This window comes from Pseudomonas sp. GW821-FHT07G06, from assembly GCF_058986625.1.
Genome location: NZ_JBYSVW010000006.1, coordinates 21,639 through 39,044, shown reverse-complemented (window position 1 = coordinate 39,044; position 17,406 = coordinate 21,639). Strand labels below are relative to the sequence as shown.

23 protein-coding genes and 1 tRNA gene are annotated in these 17,406 nt (G+C 58.7%); 10 read left to right on the top strand and 14 right to left on the bottom strand.

What is annotated here, in order from left to right; all coding sequences use genetic code 11:
* Positions 1-87 precede the first annotated feature (87 nt).
* Together AC3WJW_RS13270 and AC3WJW_RS13265 are read left to right on the top strand one after the other, a co-directional pair.
* Positions 88-387: a hypothetical protein gene (locus AC3WJW_RS13270; RefSeq protein WP_007975709.1), complete on the top strand. Its 300-nt coding sequence runs from the start codon at positions 88-90 to the stop codon at positions 385-387.
* A 292-nt stretch (positions 388-679) separates the two neighbouring features.
* Positions 680-892, top strand: coding sequence for a cold-shock protein (locus AC3WJW_RS13265; RefSeq protein WP_003179963.1), 213 nt, complete (start codon positions 680-682; stop codon positions 890-892).
* Between the two features lie 70 nt (positions 893-962).
* On the opposite strand, the gene AC3WJW_RS13260 is transcribed toward AC3WJW_RS13265, so the two are convergent.
* Entirely contained in the window at positions 963-1,283 is a 321-nt protein-coding gene (locus AC3WJW_RS13260) for an I78 family peptidase inhibitor (protein WP_104449607.1), read from the bottom strand.
* Positions 1,284-1,448: 165 nt separating this feature from the next.
* Positions 1,449-1,754, bottom strand: coding sequence for a hypothetical protein (locus AC3WJW_RS13255; RefSeq protein WP_007975706.1), 306 nt, complete (start codon positions 1,752-1,754; stop codon positions 1,449-1,451).
* 133 nt (positions 1,755-1,887) lie between these two features.
* Between AC3WJW_RS13255 and AC3WJW_RS13250 the strand changes: the two genes are divergently transcribed.
* Positions 1,888-2,100 (top strand): hypothetical protein, encoded by a 213-nt coding sequence (locus AC3WJW_RS13250; RefSeq protein ID WP_493726295.1) that lies wholly within the window; start codon positions 1,888-1,890, stop codon positions 2,098-2,100.
* 33 nt (positions 2,101-2,133) lie between these two features.
* On the opposite strand, the gene AC3WJW_RS13245 is transcribed toward AC3WJW_RS13250, so the two are convergent.
* From AC3WJW_RS13245 to AC3WJW_RS13210, 8 genes are all read right to left on the bottom strand, one after another.
* Positions 2,134-3,162, bottom strand: coding sequence for a nucleoside hydrolase (locus tag AC3WJW_RS13245; RefSeq protein WP_102674382.1), 1,029 nt, complete (start codon positions 3,160-3,162; stop codon positions 2,134-2,136).
* A gap of 43 nt (positions 3,163-3,205) precedes the next feature.
* Positions 3,206-3,610, bottom strand: coding sequence for a D-ribose pyranase (gene rbsD, locus AC3WJW_RS13240; protein WP_015095847.1), 405 nt, complete (start codon positions 3,608-3,610; stop codon positions 3,206-3,208).
* Positions 3,607-4,524, bottom strand: a complete 918-nt coding sequence (gene rbsK, locus AC3WJW_RS13235; RefSeq protein ID WP_493726294.1) for a ribokinase — start codon at positions 4,522-4,524, stop codon at positions 3,607-3,609. Before rbsK ends, rbsD begins: the two co-directional genes overlap by 4 nt.
* A gap of 84 nt (positions 4,525-4,608) precedes the next feature.
* Positions 4,609-5,628 carry a LacI family DNA-binding transcriptional regulator gene (locus AC3WJW_RS13230; RefSeq protein WP_493726293.1) on the bottom strand — a complete coding sequence of 340 codons (1,020 nt, stop codon included), beginning with the start codon at positions 5,626-5,628 and terminating at the stop codon, positions 4,609-4,611.
* Between the two features lie 3 nt (positions 5,629-5,631).
* Entirely contained in the window at positions 5,632-6,609 is a 978-nt protein-coding gene (locus AC3WJW_RS13225; RefSeq protein WP_223547757.1) for an ABC transporter permease, read from the bottom strand.
* Complete coding sequence (locus tag AC3WJW_RS13220) at positions 6,606-8,159, bottom strand: sugar ABC transporter ATP-binding protein (RefSeq protein WP_493726292.1); 1,554 nt, start codon at positions 8,157-8,159, stop codon at positions 6,606-6,608. The genes AC3WJW_RS13225 and AC3WJW_RS13220 overlap by 4 nt, the downstream gene beginning before the upstream one ends.
* Before the next feature lie 55 nt (positions 8,160-8,214).
* Positions 8,215-9,186, bottom strand: coding sequence for a sugar ABC transporter substrate-binding protein (locus AC3WJW_RS13215; RefSeq protein WP_493726291.1), 972 nt, complete (start codon positions 9,184-9,186; stop codon positions 8,215-8,217).
* A 192-nt stretch (positions 9,187-9,378) separates the two neighbouring features.
* A complete protein-coding gene (locus tag AC3WJW_RS13210) occupies positions 9,379-9,840 on the bottom strand; it encodes a hypothetical protein (protein WP_493726290.1) in 462 nt (153 codons plus the stop codon).
* A 352-nt stretch (positions 9,841-10,192) separates the two neighbouring features.
* Between AC3WJW_RS13210 and AC3WJW_RS13205 the strand changes: the two genes are divergently transcribed.
* The 3 genes from AC3WJW_RS13205 to AC3WJW_RS13195 all read left to right on the top strand — a co-directional run bounded on the left by AC3WJW_RS13205 (position 10,193) and on the right by AC3WJW_RS13195 (position 12,425).
* The gene (locus AC3WJW_RS13205) at positions 10,193-11,281 is read left to right on the top strand and encodes an asparaginase (protein WP_493726289.1); all 1,089 of its coding nucleotides are present in this window, start codon (positions 10,193-10,195) and stop codon (positions 11,279-11,281) included.
* Between the two features lie 159 nt (positions 11,282-11,440).
* A complete protein-coding gene (locus AC3WJW_RS13200; protein WP_493726288.1) occupies positions 11,441-11,731 on the top strand; it encodes a DUF1654 domain-containing protein in 291 nt (96 codons plus the stop codon).
* Positions 11,732-11,735: 4 nt separating this feature from the next.
* Positions 11,736-12,425, top strand: a complete 690-nt coding sequence (locus AC3WJW_RS13195; protein WP_493726287.1) for an endonuclease — start codon at positions 11,736-11,738, stop codon at positions 12,423-12,425.
* Positions 12,426-12,551: 126 nt separating this feature from the next.
* Here AC3WJW_RS13195 and AC3WJW_RS13190 read toward each other — a convergent pair whose 3' ends face one another.
* On the bottom strand, positions 12,552-12,917 hold the full coding sequence (locus tag AC3WJW_RS13190; protein WP_493726286.1) for an SPOR domain-containing protein: 366 nt from the start codon (positions 12,915-12,917) through the stop codon (positions 12,552-12,554).
* Between the two features lie 250 nt (positions 12,918-13,167).
* Here AC3WJW_RS13190 and csrA point away from each other — a divergent pair, with 250 nt between their 5' ends.
* Positions 13,168-13,359 (top strand): carbon storage regulator CsrA, encoded by a 192-nt coding sequence (gene csrA / locus AC3WJW_RS13185; RefSeq protein WP_007975691.1) that lies wholly within the window; start codon positions 13,168-13,170, stop codon positions 13,357-13,359.
* 185 nt (positions 13,360-13,544) lie between these two features.
* On the opposite strand, the gene AC3WJW_RS13180 is transcribed toward csrA, so the two are convergent.
* Entirely contained in the window at positions 13,545-14,000 is a 456-nt protein-coding gene (locus AC3WJW_RS13180; protein ID WP_493726285.1) for a DUF2214 family protein, read from the bottom strand.
* Positions 14,001-14,202: 202 nt separating this feature from the next.
* Here AC3WJW_RS13180 and AC3WJW_RS13175 point away from each other — a divergent pair, with 202 nt between their 5' ends.
* The gene (locus AC3WJW_RS13175; RefSeq protein WP_493726284.1) at positions 14,203-14,955 is read left to right on the top strand and encodes a carbonic anhydrase; all 753 of its coding nucleotides are present in this window, start codon (positions 14,203-14,205) and stop codon (positions 14,953-14,955) included.
* Between the two features lie 72 nt (positions 14,956-15,027).
* Here the strand turns inward: AC3WJW_RS13175 and AC3WJW_RS13170 are convergent, their stop codons facing one another.
* On the bottom strand, positions 15,028-15,222 hold the full coding sequence (locus AC3WJW_RS13170) for a hypothetical protein (protein ID WP_007975687.1): 195 nt from the start codon (positions 15,220-15,222) through the stop codon (positions 15,028-15,030).
* A 251-nt stretch (positions 15,223-15,473) separates the two neighbouring features.
* On the opposite strand from AC3WJW_RS13170, the gene AC3WJW_RS13165 reads away from it, so the two are divergent.
* The gene (locus tag AC3WJW_RS13165) at positions 15,474-15,680 is read left to right on the top strand and encodes a hypothetical protein (protein WP_493726283.1); all 207 of its coding nucleotides are present in this window, start codon (positions 15,474-15,476) and stop codon (positions 15,678-15,680) included.
* Between the two features lie 296 nt (positions 15,681-15,976).
* On the opposite strand, the gene AC3WJW_RS13160 is transcribed toward AC3WJW_RS13165, so the two are convergent.
* Positions 15,977-16,053 (bottom strand) — tRNA-Val (locus tag AC3WJW_RS13160).
* A 184-nt stretch (positions 16,054-16,237) separates the two neighbouring features.
* Between AC3WJW_RS13160 and AC3WJW_RS13155 the strand changes: the two genes are divergently transcribed.
* The coding region (locus AC3WJW_RS13155) for an NAD(P)/FAD-dependent oxidoreductase (protein WP_493726282.1) at positions 16,238-17,406 on the top strand (1,169 nt) is incomplete at its 3' end.

The window sequence follows — 17,406 nt, the reverse complement described above, 5'->3', positions numbered from 1 at the left end:
TTATGGCGCAGAGTGAACTTGAGATATACGAGATGCCTCAAACTGACTGAGAATCGCCACAGATATCGACCCCAAGGAGTTCCTGTCATGCGCCTTATCCGTCTTTTTGCCTTTGCCGCGCCGCTTGCCCTGTTGCTGCCACTGAGCGCACACGCGGCCTGGCCAAACGGTGTGAAAGCCCAGTACATGAGCGATTGCACAAAAGCTGCCAGCCAAACTGTCAACCCGGCCGAAGCGAAGAAGCACTGCTCATGCGGCGCCGACGTTCTGGAGAAGAAATTCACCACCCAGGAGATCGCGCAGTTGATGGACAAAAACAATCCAGCCGGCCCTGAATTGAGCCAACGCGCACTGAAAGAAATCTCGGTGTGCCGAGTCCAGAAATAGCGCTGCGCAGGACGTTTTTTGAGTGATCCGGGGGCCTAAATCAGCCAAATATCGGCTGATTCACATAATTTACGCAGCTTTTACGGGTTTTTTTACTCCCCTGTTTTGCAGCGCAAACCCCCTGAAACCGGGGCTCACAGCCATTTCTGGTGGTGAAAGACGTGCAATATGAAAGCAAACAGCGCGTCTGGGGGGGTCCCAAACCGAACATTTCGACTATGATACTCGGGTGTGCCCAGTTGGCCTGAGCAGCACAGTACTACTGAAAATATATGTTTCTTGGAGATACACCATGTCTAATCGCCAAACCGGCACCGTTAAATGGTTCAACGATGAAAAAGGCTTCGGCTTCATCACTCCTCAAGGTGGCGGTGACGACCTGTTCGTACACTTCAAAGCTATCGAAAGCGACGGTTTCAAAAGCCTGAAAGAAGGCCAGACTGTTTCCTTCGTGGCTGAGAAAGGCCAAAAGGGTATGCAAGCTGCTCAAGTTCGCCCAGAGTAATTTCCAGGCGCACTAAAAAAACCCCGTCCATGTGACGGGGTTTTTTATGGGTGAAACAAAAGCCTGGGGATCAGCCGCAGTTGACCCGGGTGACCACCCTGCCGGCATCGGTGTTCAGGTTCAGGCGATCGGAACGGTACTCCAGCGTCACCATATCGGTTGGCAGCAGGAACCGCGCGCTTTGCGCCCCTGCGCGGGTACGCGCCTGCTCAAGCAGCTGCGGCGATGCCTGTTTGCCGATGGTGAACTCGGCAGCCTTCGCCTCACAGCGGCTGTGACCCGTGTCAGTCGTCGCAACATCCGCGTTTGCCGACTCCGTAGAGGCAGTGCTGCAACCGGCCAGCGTGGCAACGGCCAGCAAAGTACCCAATGACGCGAGCTTCCAAGGCATGAAGCCTCCTTATTCAATGATTAAGCTGAGATCGTGCGACAACCAGACTGGCGTTTGGTTTCACAGGCAGTGCCAGCACCCTGCCCGCAATCCGCACGAGCCGCGATTCTGCCTGAGCGCCGCCCTGCCCTTAATCACTGAATCGTGACTGAATATGAACAACGCTCAATAGACGTCGATGTAGTCGTAAGGCGGATTGGGCCAGTTCTCTTTCAAGGCATTGAAGATTTGCATGACCCAGACTTCATCGCTGGCCGCGACCCGTCCGACATATCCTGAGCCCTTGGCCCAGGTTTCGAGCCGGAACAACAAGCCGTCGATATCGGTTCCGCCCACGACACCCGAGGAGATGTACGCAATACCTCCCTTGGTGACCCGCAACTGGGTGTGCTCATCGTCACTGGCGCCGGCCAGCAACTGACGCACCGCCTCGAGGGTCAGGCCATCCGGGGAGTTCAAATCGATCTGCACAGCGTGCTCCTTGAAAATTCGACAGAGACCAAGTGTCGCATAGCCCTTCTTTCATGCCTAAGTCGACGTGTCAAAAGCCCCGCAAAATGGTTAACTCGGCACTCAGACTTCCCCCGACTTCACGAGTGCCATCATGACCACCGTAAGTATCGACGCCGACATCAAGGCCAAGTGGCAGGACGGCCACAGCTCCTACAGTCCAAGCAGCACGGAAGAGCTTGCCATTATCGGTATCGACCTATTGGTCAGGGACCTGGGAACCGAAGCCGCCCAATCGTTCATCGAGCAGATTTTCGAGAAACATCTGTCGGACCAGAAGGCCGACGCTGTCAGCGGGCGGGAGTGAACCCCGCAGGCAGGCACCTGCGGGAGATGACACTTACTTCAGACGGGCCAGACGCTCGGTCAGCAGATCGAAGAAGCCCTGGGCATCGCCGCTCTCAACCCAGAACGCATTCTTCGGCGCTTTCAAACCGTCATACCAGTCAACGATGGTTTGCCCGAAAGTCGGCCCCTCGCGGCTGTCGACCACCACGTTGACCGAGCGACCGCTGAACAACTGCGGCTTGAGCAGATAAGCGACCACCGTGGCGTCATGCACCGGGCCACCCGAAATGCCGTAGTGCTCCATGTCGCCTTTGATGTATTCATTGAGAATGTCGCCCACCAAACGGCTGGCATTGTTGTTCAGCGCAGCAATCTGTTTCAGACGCGCTTCGCTGGTCAGGATCTTGTGGGTCACATCCAGCGGCAGGTAGGTCAGCTTCACGCCACTCTTGAGCACCACTTCGGCGGCTTGCGGATCGGCGAACAGGTTGAACTCGGCCACCGGCGTGATGTTGCCGCCGTTGAAGTGCGCACCGCCCATGACCACCACTTCCTTGATGCCCTGGACGATACCCGGTTCCTGGATCAGTGCCAGGGCCAGGTTGGTCTGCGGGCCAAGCATGGCGATGGTAATGCTGTGGGGCTCGGCGGATTTCAGGGTGTCGATCAGATAAGCGATGGCACTGCCCTTGGCCAGGCCTTGTTTGGGCTCATGCACGGCAATGCCTGACAACCCTTCCTTGCCATGAATGTCCTCGGCATAGATGGGTGTGCGCATCAGGGGCTTCGGCGCTCCCGCATAGACCGGCACCTCTTCGCGCCCCGCCCACTCCCGGGCCAGTCGCGCATTGCGCGAGGTCTTGTCGAGGCGAACGTTGCCCGCAACGGTGGTCAGCGCCCGGACATTCAGTTCGTCCGGCGACGCCAGGGCGAACAACAGGGCAACGACATCGTCAGCCCCCGGATCAGTGTCGATGATCAAGTCGATTTTTTGTGCCGCCTGGGCGTTCGTTGCGGTAATCAGGGACAAAAGCAGCAGACTCCGGAGCAGTTGGTGCAGTTTCTGAGCATAGCGATACATGGCGCACTCCTTGTGCATGGGAAATCAAAAGGCAGGCAGTCCGTCAAAACGTAACCCCGGCGAACAGCACGATGTTGCAGTACGGCTGGCACTCGCCGGTACGAACAATCGCCCTCGCCTGCCGACTCAGGACCTTGAATTGTTCATGGCTGAGCACCTCACGCCGCCCCAGTGCGCCTTCGCCGTTCAGTTCATCCAGCGCGATCAGGGCCGACGGTTTCTTATCGAAAATCTCCTGAGCCAGCACATGGCTTTCGACCTGCATCTCACTGAGCACCACTTTCAAGGTGCTGACAAAATCCGGGATGCCCTGGGTCAAGGCCAGGTCGATCAATTCAACGCCCGGTGGAACCGGCAAACCGGCGTCGCCGATGACGACCATGTCGCCATGCCCCAATGAGGCGATCAGCCGCGACAAAGCGATGTTGAGCAAGGGTGTCTTTTTCATGGAGTTTTAAACGCCTGCACATCGCTCAAGGCGGGAATCGACGGTTGCGCGCCGGCACGGGTGACCGACAGCGCCGCAGCCACCTGCCCGAAGCGGATCGCCTGCACTTCATCCTGACCCGCAGCCAACGCCGCAGCGAAACCACCGACGAACGTATCGCCCGCCGCCGTGGTGTCGACAGCCTTTACGACCGGCGCGGGGAAATGCTCGAAGCGCTGGCCATCGGCAAACAGCGAACCTTGCGCGCCGAGGGTGATGATCACCTTGCCGGCGCCCAGGGCAATCAGCCGGGTCGCCGCGGCTTGCGCGGTCTCCAGAGAGTCCACAGACACTCCGCTCAAGGCCGACGCTTCGCTCTCGTTGGGAATCAGGTAATCGATAGAGCCGTACCAGTGCGATGGCAACGGACGGCTGGCCGGCGCCGGGTTGAGGATGACCGTCTTGCCCAGCTCGCGGCCGCGCTTGAGCGCATGACCAACGGAGGCATCGGGTACTTCCAGCTGACAGATGAGCACGTCCGCCGCTTGTATCACCGAATCAAAACGGTCAATGGCTTCAGCGGTCAATGCACCGTTGGCACCGGGAACGATCACGATGGTGTTCTGACTGCTGTCGTCGACCACGATCAACGCCACGCCGCTGGAACCGTCAATCGTGCTCACCGCCTGGCAATCGATCTGCTCGGCCAACAGCGCCCCGCGCAGCGCCTCACCATAGGCGTCATTGCCCACGCAGCCGATCATCGACACCTGGGCCCCGAGCCGCGCCGCAGCCACGGCCTGATTGGCGCCCTTGCCGCCGGAGACGGTGGCAAACGACTGACCAATCAGCGTTTCACCGCCCTTGGGCAAGCGCGGGGCCCGGGTCACCAGGTCCATGTTCAAACTGCCTATTACCACTACTTTTGCTGGCATACATTGCTACTCATCGATTCTGTTTCGGCGGCGCTTTTGGGTCAGCGGCTTTCTGTTTTCAACGGCTCTCAACGGCTCTCTGTTTCAACGGCACTGGGCAAACACACCGGCCAGCGGCGCCGTCGATTCACGGATGACAATACTCGGCGTCACGATCCGCTGATCGGTCGCCAGGCCCGGCGTGGCGATTCGCCGTAACAGCACTTCGGCAGCCATTTCACCGAGTTGCAGGATCGACTGCCCCACCGTGGTCAACGACGGATAGACATACCGGCTCATCTGGATATCGTCGAAGCCGATCACCGACAACTCGCTCGGTACGCGAATATTGCGCTCGGCGGCGGCCCGCAGCACACCGATGCCGATCATGTCGTTGGCGGCAAAAATGGCGGTAGGCGGATGGCTTTCCAGCAAAATCGCGGCAGCGCTGTAACCGCCGGTGCTGGTGAAATCGCTTGCCAGCATGCGCTCGGGAGAGACTTCGACGCCCGCCTCTTTCAAGGCCCTGCGATAACCCGCCAGACGCATCTGCGCCACACTGGTGTTTTCCGGCCCGCTGATCGTGGCGATATCCCGGTGGCCCAACTCCAACAGGTGTCGGGTCGCCAGGTACGCGCCGTATTCATGGTCGATGCGCACCAGGTCGGCATCGACACCGTCCAGTCCGCGGTCGACGATCACCATGGGCGTGCGCACGCCTTTCAGGCCTTGTACCAGGCCACTGTCGCCGCCGGCCGAGGCTACGATCAGGCCGTCGATGCGCTTTTCCAGCAGCACACGCAGGTAGCTGCGCTGCTTGTCCGGATTGTCGTCGGAGTTGCACAGGATCACGCAGTAACCGTTTCGCTCGCAGTAATCCTCGATCCCCCTGGCCAGCTCGGCGAAGTACGGGTTGAGGCTGTTGGGGACCAACAGGCCGATGGTTGCCGTGGTCTTGGCCTTGAGTGAACGAGCCACGGCGCTGGGGACGTAGTCGAGGGTCTCGATCGCGGCCTCGACCTTGAGCCGGACTTCTTCGCTGACCGGGCGGGTCTTGTTCACCACATGGGAAACCGTGGTGTAGGAAATGCCGGCAAGGGCTGCCACATCTTTGATAGTCGCCATGACTCAGGTCCGCCGGCTTGCGCGTTGACTGCGATAAGTGTCCAGCACCACCGCCACCACGATCACGGCGCCGGTAATGATGCGTTTGGTCGGCTCGGTTGCCCCGATCTGCGCCAGCCCCGCGGCCAGCACGGAAATGATCAGGACGCCAAAAAACGTGCTGATCACCGAGCCGCGCCCGCCCATCAGGCTGGTCCCGCCGATCACCACGGCGGCGATCACCTGCAACTCAAGGCCGGAGCCGGCATTCGGGTCGGCGGCTTCCAGGCGAGAAATCTGGAACAACGCGGCAATGCCGGCCAGCAATCCCATCAGGCTGAACACCAGGATTTTGTAGGGCTTCGGATTGATCCCCGCCAGCCGCACAGCCTCTTCGTTGGTGCCGATACCGATCAGGTAGCGACCGAATACCGTGCGGGTCAATACGGCCTGGGCGATGAATATGATCAGCAACGCAATGATGAACGAGGGTGAAATGCCGAAGGCGATCGGATTGGACAACCAGGCGAACGCATCGCCGATGTAGGCCGTACGCGAACCCGTCATCTGGTACGCCACTCCACGTGCCATTTCCAGCACGCCCAGGGACACAATGAACGACGGTATCCGCCACGCCACCGTGATCGAACCAGTGATGGTGCCAGCGAGCGCCGCGACGGCCATGCCGAGCAACGCTGCGGGCAGAACGCTCCAGCCCCAGCCGAGTATCGCCACGCTCACGGTCGAGGCCGCCAGTGCCAGCACCGAACCCACCGACAGGTCGATACCCCCGATGATCAACACAAAGGTCATGCCGACCGCCAGCACCATCAGGTCCGGAATCTGGTTGGCCAGGGTGCTGAACGTATCGTAGGACAGGAAGTGACTGCTCAGCACCGAGAACAGCACGATCATCGCCAACAAGGCACCCGCCAGGCCCAGATAGGTGCCCAGGCCATAGAAGTTGCCACTGCGTGTGCCGGCGAAAGAAGCGGTTTTCATGGAAGATCCCTAGGCGCGGCTTCGAAGCGCTGCGCATCACGTTTTTGGTAGCCGGCAAAAGCAGCGGCGAGCAACTCATCCTGGGCCCAGCTGTCGCGATCGAACGTATCGATCAGTCTTCCTGCCGACAGCACGCCAATCCGGTCGCAGATCAGCATCAGCTCGCGCAAGTCACTGGAAACCACCACCAGCGCCTTGCCCTTGCGGGTCAATTCACCGAGCAGGTTGTAGATATCGAACTTGGCGCCGACGTCGATGCCCCGGGTCGGCTCGTCGAACAGCAGCACCGAGCAATCGCGCTCCAGCCAGCGACCGATGACGACTTTCTGCTGGTTACCGCCGGACAGCTCGGCCACCAACTGTGCCGGACCGGAGCTGCGAATGCGCATGGCATCGATCTGCCGCTGGGCCAGGGCGTTTTCGCCATCGTTGTCGACAAAGCCGGCGCTGGAGATGCCGGGCATGTTGCCCAAGGCGATATTGGCACCGATCGACTGCGTCAACAAAAGGCCTTCGCCCTTGCGATCTTCAGTGATCAGTGCGATGCCATGCCCGACCGCATCCACCGGCGAACGCACAGTGATGACCTGCGCCGACGAGCCCAGGGCAATCGTGCCGCTGTCGGCGATATCGGCACCGAAGATCAGGCGCAGCAACTCGGTGCGCCCCGCGCCGATCAAACCGGAAATGCCGAAAATCTCTCCGGCACGCACTTCGAACGACACGTCGCGAACCTTGTCGGATCGGGTCAGGCCCTTGACCGTCAACATCGGAGCGCCGATCTTGCGCGCGCCCATATCGATGTGCTCGCCGAGCTCGCGACCGACCATCAAGGTGACCAGTTGCTCGCTGTTGTAGTTGGCCATCGGCGCGACACAGACCAGATTGCCGTCGCGCAGCACGGCAATGCGCTGCGCGACCCGCGCCAGCTCTTCGAGGCGATGAGAGATATAGATGATCGATACGCCGCGAGCCTGCAGGCGGGTGATCTGCTCGAACAGCATTTCGACTTCGCGTGCCGTGAGCATCGCGGTGGGCTCATCGAGAATCAGCACATGACAATCGCCGATCAGGTTACGGGCGATCTCTACCATTTGCTGATGACCGATGCCCAGTTCGCCGACCAGGGTATCCGGGTCAATGCCGTCGAGTCCGACCTGAGCCATGGCCTCGATGGCAGCCTTGCGCAATTGCTTGCGACTGATCCAGCCGCCGTTGTTGGGCAGATTGTGAAGAAACAGGTTTTCCGCCACCGACAGGGTCGGCAGCAGATTGAGTTCCTGCATGACCATGCGGATGCCGAGGTCTTCTGCCTGGCTCCGGCTGCCCGGACGATAGGCTTGCCCCTGAAACTGCATCTGCCCGGTGGTCGGTGCGACCAGCCCGCCAATGATTTTCGAAAGCGTGCTTTTGCCTGCGCCGTTCTCGCCGGTCAGCGCCAGCACTTCACCGCGCATGAGCGTCAGGTCGATGCCGGCCAGAACCGGTTGGGCGTAGGTCTTGCCGATACCGCTGACCGAGAGGACAGCGTTCGTAGCGCAAGCGGACATAAAAACTCTCCACGCGCCCGTCCGGCTGGACGAGCGCCGTTGCGTCGCCAGAAGGTTACTGGGTGACCGACTCTTTGGTGACCAACTCTACCGGCGTTTCGATCACGCCATTGGCGCCGCCGTCGACCTTCTCGCCCTTGAGAATCTTCAATGCCGTCTCGATGCCGAACACCGCCTGCCTGGCTGCAAACTGGTCGGCAGTGGCGAGCACCCGACCATCCTTGAGCATCGGCTGGATGGCGTTGATGTTGTCATAACCGACCACTTGCACCTTGCCGGCCTTGCCCGCGGCGCGCACGGCAGACACCGCGCCGACCGCCATGCTGTCGTTGCCGGCCAACAGGGCCTTGGTTTGCGGGTATTCGCTGAGAATCGAGGCGGCCACCTTGTTGCCTTTGTCGATTTCCCAGTCACCGGATTGCAACGACACGACCTTGATCTGCGCCGCCTCCATCGCATCCTTGAAACCTGCGGTGCGCTGCTGGGCATTGGTGGTGGTGGACACACCTTCGATGATGCCGACTTCGTCACCGGCCTTCAGCTGTTTGGCCAGGTAATCGCCAACCAGGCGTGCGCCCTTGCGGTTGTCCGGGCCTACGAACGGAACACTGATGTTTTTGCTTTTGACGACGGCAGGGTCCAGCTGGTTGTCGATGTTGATCACGGTGATACCGGCATCGATGGCTTTCTTGATCACCGGCACCATGGCCTTGGAATCTGCCGGCGCGATCACCAGCGCATTGACCTTGGCCAGGATCATCTGCTCGACGATCCGCGTCTGGCCGGCGGTGTCGGTTTCATCCTTGATGCCGTTGGAGATCAGGTCGAATTCGCCGGAGTGATCTTTCTGATAGGCCTTGGCGCCGTCTTCCATGGTCAGGAAAAACTCATTGGCCAGGGATTTCATGACCAGTGCGACTTTCGGTTTTTCTGTGGTTTCAGCGAAGGCAGAGGAGACAGGCAGTGCAGCGGATGCGGCAGCCAGCACAGCGACAGCGAGAAGACGTCCAGCAAATGGCAGCTTCATGGGTTCACTCCGATCTTATGATTATTGTGAGCAACGCTTGCGCTGGCGTAAGCTCCACGACCCCCTGTGGTGGAAAGCCATTACAGGGGGCGCGCAAACGTTTGCGTGACCCAGACTATGCGAATCCTGCCGGTATTTGTCAACGACCTGAAAAGCGCTTTCAGAGCGGATTGGCGAAAAACGGCATTCAGCTCATGCCGTGGTGTTGACCACCGATCCCGTGCCGGAACCCTTGGCCAACTCTTTGATCAGACTCGCACTCACCTGCAGGATGGCGCCGCTGGTTTCGGCGACCTGCCCCTGAATGGCCGCTACCGCGGTGGTCTTGGCTTCCGGGGTCGGATAGGACGCCGCCTGGGCCTGGGCCAATTGCTGCTGTTGCTCACGCAATTGATCCTGCAACTCTTTCAAGCGCTTGAGCAGGACCTTCACCGCAATACTGGTGTTATCGCTGGTTTCCGATTCGGCCTGTGCGCCGGCACTTTGTCCCAGACCTACCGGACCGGTTTTAACCTGGGTGCCGTCGCCTTCCTTTACACCCAGCGCTTGGGCAGCCGAATCCTCTGTTGCATCGCCCAAGGCACGAATGGTCGCCGCAGACTTTCCCCCGATGGTGATGCCCGCGGCATTCGGGAAGCCAATAGATAACGACATGTGAACTCCTGCAGAAATAGATCCCTTGAAGGAGCATCGACCGACGCGCGCTTTTCTTTAGTCGTTAACGACGATTTGATGCGTTTAGATTCTAAACAGGACTGCCATCCGTTTCGGAGAGCCGAACGCAAAAGTTAAACATGTTCGGCAATCCGGACGCCCGGCCCCGGAACCACCTCCGGAAACAAACTGCAATACCGTTACAAATCATTAAGTTACGCGTGTTTTTCGATTCAGGGTGTTACTGGTACAGATCCTGCTCTTCTCCTCGCACCTCCGGCGTTCAGATTCGCCCGGGGCGTATCTAGATGAACCTGCATCTGCACCGTCTCACAACTAGAAGAGAAAAATAATGACATCTGCACTCAAGACCTTTGTTCCGGGCGCCTTGGCCCTGCTGCTGCTTCTGCCGACCGCCCTTCAGGCCAAAGAAGCCGAAACCCAACAGAAACTGGCCAACGTGGTGATCCTGGCCACCGGTGGCACCATTGCCGGCGCCGGCGCCAGCGCCGCCAACAGCGCGACCTATCAAGCGGCGAAAGTCGGTATTGAACAACTGATCGCCGGCGTCCCAGAACTGAGCCAACTGGCCAACGTTCGCGGCGAACAGGTCATGCAAATCGCTTCCGAAAGCATCACCAACGAAAACCTGCTGCAACTGGGCCGCCGCGTAGCCGAACTGGCCGACAGCAAAGACGTCGATGGCATCGTGATCACCCACGGCACCGACACCCTGGAAGAAACCGCGTACTTCCTGAACCTGGTGGAAAAAACCGACAAGCCGATCATTGTCGTCGGCTCCATGCGCCCGGGTACCGCGATGTCCGCCGATGGCATGCTCAACCTGTACAACGCAGTGGCCGTGGCCAGCAGCAAGGATGCACGAGGCAAAGGCGTGCTGGTGACCATGAACGATGAAATCCAGTCGGGTCGCGACGTCAGCAAAATGATCAACATCAAGACCGAAGCGTTCAAAAGCCCCTGGGGTCCGCTGGGCATGGTGGTAGAAGGCAAATCCTACTGGTTCCGTTTGCCAGCCAAGCGCCACACCATGGATTCCGAATTCGACATCAAGACCATCAAGAGCCTGCCTGACGTCGAGATCGCCTATTCCTACGGCAATGTCAGCGACACCGCCTACAAGGCCCTCGCTCAATCAGGCGCCAAAGCCATCATCCACGCCGGCACCGGCAATGGCTCGGTATCGTCTCGCGTGGTCCCGACCCTGCAAGCCCTGCGCAAGGACGGCGTGCAGATCATTCGCTCCTCCCATGTCAACGCCGGCGGCTTCGTATTGCGCAACGCCGAACAGCCTGACGACAAATACGACTGGGTTGTGGCCCACGACCTGAACCCGCAAAAGGCCCGGATCCTGGCGATGGTCGCGCTGACCAAGACCAATGACAGCAAAGAGCTGCAGCGGATGTTCTGGGAATACTGATTCGCCCTCGCCCGACCGATCCGGTCGGGCACCCTGTGCGCCATTCTCCAGTCCTGGCGATTGGCGCCACTCGATCTGACAAAAAAACTCCCTGCGCCTTACACCAAATAGAACAAACCGCTGTCAGAGGATTTTCTTGATTTTTAAGCAGTTGCGAAATTGCCTACAGTTAAATACTGTATACACGTACAGCTTAATAAGGATAATTCCGTGGACACTACCTCTGCCTCTCCTGACACCTATGTACGCATGGGCCTGCGCGTTCAGAAAATCATCAACTCCCCCACCGCACAAAAAGCCAGGGCAGCCCTGATCTTCCGCCTGCCTGACGAGCCGGTGGATGAATGGGAACGCTTGCTGGAAGAAATCGACGAGAACGACAACGTCACCCTCGCCTATCGCGACGATGGCGGCGTGCAGATTTTCTGGGTTGTGCCGAAGGAAGATTGAGTTGATGAGTGTCCGCTGGTTTGCTTTGTTTTTTGTGTTTTTTGCCATGGCGGCGCAAGCCGACGCTCCGCGCACCTTTACCGAAGCGAAAAAGGTCGCATGGAAGCTCTACGCCCCCCAATCCACCGAGTTTTACTGTGGCTGCAAGTACACCGGCAACCGGGTGAACCTTGCCGCCTGCGGTTATGTGCCGCGCAAAAATGCCAAGCGCGCATCCCGCATCGAGTGGGAGCATATCGTTCCGGCCTGGCAGATCGGCCATCAACGCCAGTGCTGGCAAGAAGGCGGTCGCAAGAACTGCACCCGCTACGATCCGGTTTACCAGAAGGCCGAAGCTGATTTGCACAACCTGGTGCCCAGCATTGGCGAGGTCAATGGCGATCGCAGCAACTTCAGTTTCGGCTGGCTGCCCGAACAGTCGGGACAGTATGGTTCGTGCCTGACCCAGGTCGACTTCAAGGCCAAGAAAGTCATGCCCCGCCCTTCCATTCGCGGCATGATCGCCCGGACCTACTTCTACATGAGCAAGCAGTATGGCTTGCGCCTGTCGAAACAGGATCGGCAACTGTACGAGGCCTGGGACAAAACCTATCCCGTACAGGCGTGGGAGCGTCAACGCAACCAGAGCGTGGGGTGCGTCATGGGACGCGGCAACGAGTTCGTCGGCCCGGTGGACATGAAGGCCTGCGGCTGAATCCAGGTGGCACCCGAAACAAAAAAGGCCTCGAGGCTAAACCCCCGAGGCCTTTTTATTGGTTCGCAATCCCGGGAAACTGTAGGAGCAGCCTTTTTGTTTGCCCAACATCTTCGTTGCCGAATGTTATTGAGCGGCTGGACGCTCAAGCACCAGCAATTCGATGTTCTGTTTCTTGGCGCGAGTGAGCGCCGCACGGACTTCATCCTGCTTGGCGTCGGCCTCGGCTTTCGAACTGAACGGCCCCATCAGGATTCGCGTATTGCCATTTTCCTTGACGACGCTGGACATGAAACTGTGCTCGATCAGCCAGCCACTCAAATCGCTGACCGCCTGAGGGGTTTCACCTCGCACTTCAAGATCCCATTGCGGGCCGGACACTGCTGCAGGTACGGCAGCCATGGCCGGCTTTGGCTTCGGCGCATCCACACTGCCGCCCTCTCCACATCCCGCCAGTGCCAACATCGCGAATATCAAGACCATTTTGTGCACGGCGTTTCCCTCTAAATGCTTAAAGGGGGGATTTTAACATCCATGAATACTTCACGAGTGCCGTAAAATGGGCTCAAAACAACGAGAATCATGGTGGCGGCCTCTGTATAGTTACGCCTTGGGAATTAATGCCACATCTGCGCGTCAGAAAGAGGCACCCAAACTGTGAGACTTCGCACTAATCTATACATACCACCGACCTCTGCACTGTCCGAATCAGGTGCCCCACGAAGCAATCAAGGAGAAGACCATGCTGATACTCACCCGCAAAGTCGGTGAAAGCATTAATATCGGTGATGACATTACGATCACCATCCTGGGCGTAAGCGGCCAGCAAGTCAGGATCGGCATCAACGCCCCGAAGGACGTTGCAGTGCACCGTGAAGAAATTTATCAGCGCATTCAGGCCGGCCTGACCGCCCCGGAAAAGCCGCAATCCTGAATTCTGCTGCAGTCAGTAGCCAGCCCGTTCAGTGCGCAACCACGGCTGGCTAAAGATTCAGCATCGCATCGCTTCCGCATGCTTTCCCACGCAAGCTTTCAGGGGTCGTTACTAGCGACAAGCTCAAGGCCCTGGCTGTCAGACATTTCTTGTTTATCCTGGGGAAGGACACGTTCGCTGCGTGATCAACCAAACATCACCCCGCGCGCCATGCCAGTCGCCGCCACCATCACCAACAGCACCAGCAGCGACTCGACATGACTGATCCGTGCAAACAGCTTCGCACGGCCGGTATCGAAGGCGACTTTACGGCCCAGCGCTATCCGCCATTTGATCAACGTCACCATGGGCGCAATCTCCAGCAGCAAGATCAGCACGAACAGTGTCATCTTCAGATGAAACAATGGCTGATGCAGGTAATAGTCCGTGCCTTTCTCGTACCCGCCAAAGGCTCGCATCCCCCCGCTGATCAGTAACACGACAGCTGAAATACCCCAGATATTGTCCGCTATCAGAACACTGCGCACCTCTCCTGCCCCGTCGGCCAAGCGCCGAAAAGCCGTGCCTCGCGTCAGCACCGCCCAGAACCCCAAGGCAACTGCCAAAAGATGAACCGCCGCCAGAAACCAATGAGTCAGCATCGAGAAACTCCTGCCAGGTCGAAGTTGTATAAGCCTGACAGTAGTAGCCCATGAAATGGCTGCTTGCACGGCATCCCTGGCAATGCCCGGAACACAATATGGCAGACCAACTAGACTCCACTGCGCTGGCATTGAGCTACCGTGGCAGTCCCGGCCCCAACAGCAACTCACTCTCACCGCATTGAACTGAGTAAACAAAATCATGTGTGAATCATGTGATTCAAGCTCTGCTTCAAACACAACAGGCCGTCGTCGTTTTCTTCAATTTGCCGGATTGAGCGCAGGCGCCCTGCTGCTGACCGGCACACTGCCCGGCAGGATCATCCAGGCAGCCGAAAAAGCGTCGGCCCCACCCAAACCACAAAACGTGATCAGCCCCGACATGGCGCTGAAAAGACTGATGGAGGGCAATGAACGATATGTAAGCGGCACATCCACGACTCATGATTTCAAGGCCGAGCGAGAGGCCCTGGTGTCGGGTCAAAATCCGTTCGTGGCCGTGCTGAGCTGCTCTGACTCGCGCATCGCCCCGGAGTATGCGTTTGACACTGCACGCGGCGATCTTTTCTCCATCCGTGTCGCGGGCAACTTTGTCACCCCGGAAGGCCTGGCCAGTCTTGAATACGGGGTTGCCGTACTGGGCGCCCCGCTGATTCTGGTACTCGGCCATGAGAGCTGCGGCGCCATCGAGGCCGGTATCAAGGCCGTCAAGGACCAGACGGTTTTCCCCGGCCATATCCCGAAACTGACCGACGCACTCAAGTCGGCCATCGAGGCCGTGCTCAAGCAACCCGGGAGCCTGATGGAAAACGCCACCGCGCAGAACGTCAAAAATTCGGTCAACAGCCTGAAACAGGCCTCGCCCTTGCTGACCGATGCACAGAGCAAAGGCATGCTGAAGATCGTGGGAGGCATCTATCGCCTGGCGAGCGGCAAGGTAGAGTTGATCGCCTGACCCACAACGCGCACATCGCCAGCATCGGCGCACCCCGCATGCAAAGAGCCCAGCGCGATGGCTGGGCTCTGGTCACTTCCGGTTTTCCATCATTTTGTCGGCCAGGGTTTTAGCCCTCTCGATCAACAGGTTCTGCCTGTCTTCGTGCGTAGCCCCGCCCACAACCGGGGCTGTCAGATTGCTTTCGGCAATCAACGCAGCGCAGAAGTATTGATCCCAAACGGCTTTGTCTACGGGTGCCTGTTTGCTGATTTGATCGACGTTCATAGGCGGCTCCTTTGAATGAGGCAGCCCCATTAGTTTACGCCTGAATGGCAAAGAATCCGGATCATCATCCACCGTTGTCCGCCATTCGTCGCCTGCCAAAACACGACGATGAGTTCAACCGCATCCGTGGCTTGAGGATTGCACAGATCGCGCGTAGCAGCGCCGGAACGACATAATTCTGACGCAGCAGCCATTCAATCAATGCTTAAGGACTCCAGCGATACGCTTGGTCAGTCACCGGGAGATGTAACGTGTCAACGCTCAACGAAATCGCAATGAACCACGCGAGAATGGCTAAGGAAAAGGCAGCAGAGTCGACCGAACTGAGCGAGCGACACCTCCAGATTGTCGGGAGCTTCGAGGTACCGTCCATTGATGCACATCAGAACGTCCCCATGCACCTGATCGCTGGAGCGCAGGAGGTGCATCTGGTTCATGCGACGGGTTTCGCGCTCTGAGCTTTTATGGGGCAAGCGACACACTGATCGATTTACCCGGCAATAGGTAAGTGTATTCAGCACTGGCAATGGAACATGCCATCTGGATGCAACCACCTGTTGCCTTTCTCCCTCCCGCCCCTCGCATCACAATCCCCCGAAAAATCTCGAAGGCGTAACGCAGTGGGTGAGGCTCGTGGCCAGGCGGCGACGGACCTGGCTTCGCTTTCGTTGAGTCTGCAGGTAAACAGCAACAACAAAAAAGGGCCCACCTTTCGGTGAGCCCTTCCAGACCGCCCAGCAGAGCGGATTTTGTTTGGTAGGCGCGATTGGACTCGAACCAACGACCCCCACCATGTCAAGGTGGTGCTCTAACCAACTGAGCTACGTGCCTGCTGTGAGGCGGCATTCTACGGAATTCCGGAGGGGTGTCAACACCTTTTTTCGCGCTAACCCTATGAATATGCAAAATATTTAATTTTGTCGGTACAAAGAAGATTTTCCGGGTGGCTGGCGGGCGATTTTCAACTCGGGTAGGATCAACGCACTCGTAAAATATATTAAACAGAGGCTGCCGGATGGCTAACACTCCCTACCCAGAGTCCTACTACGCCGCATCGGCCAATGCGGTTCCGCCGCGCCCGGCGTTGCAGGATGACGTCGAGACCGATGTCTGTGTGATTGGCGCCGGTTACACGGGGCTGTCCTCTGCCCTGTTTCTGCTGGAGAACGGTTTCAAGGTCACGGTGCTTGAGGCCGCCAAGGTAGGTTTCGGGGCGTCCGGGCGTAATGGCGGGCAGATCGTCAACAGCTATAGCCGCGACATCGATGTCATCGAGCGCACGGTTGGCCCCAAGCAGGCTCAGTTACTGGGACAGATGGCGTTTGAAGGTGGCCGGATCATTCGTGAGCGGGTCGCCAGGTACAACATCCAGTGCGATCTGAAGGACGGTGGCGTGTTCGCCGCGATGACCGCCAAGCAGATGGGTCATCTGGAGTCGCAGAAGCGCCTGTGGGAGCGATTCGGCCACACCCAGCTCGAGTTGATGGATCAGCGCCGCATTCGCGAAGTGGTGGCTTGTGATCAGTATGTCGGCGGCATGCTGGACATGAGTGGCGGCCACATTCATCCGCTCAACCTGGCGCTGGGTGAAGCGGCGGCGGTCGAATCCCTGGGCGGGACGATCTATGAGCAGTCGCCGGCCGTGCGCATCGAGCGCGGCGCGAATCCGGTGGTGCACACACCGCAGGGTAAGGTCCGGGCCAAATTCATCATTGTCGCCGGCAACGCCTATCTGGGTAATCTGGTGCCGGAACTGGCGGCCAAGTCGATGCCTTGCGGCACGCAGGTGATTACCACCGAGCCCCTGGGCGAAGAACTGGCCAGGACCCTGCTGCCTCAGGATTACTGCGTCGAAGACTGCAATTACCTGCTCGACTACTACCGCCTCAGCGGTGACAAGCGCCTGATCTTCGGCGGCGGCGTGGTGTACGGCGCGCGGGATCCGGCGAACATCGAAGCGATCATTCGACCGAAGATGCTCAAGGCCTTCCCGCAGCTCAAGGACGTGAAGATCGATTATGCGTGGACCGGTAACTTCCTGCTGACCCTGTCGCGCCTGCCTCAGGTCGGACGCCTGGGCGACAACATCTACTACTCCCAGGGCTGCAGCGGCCATGGCGTGACCTACACGCACCTGGCGGGCAAGGTGCTGGCCGAAGCGTTGCGCGGCCAGGCCGAGCGTTT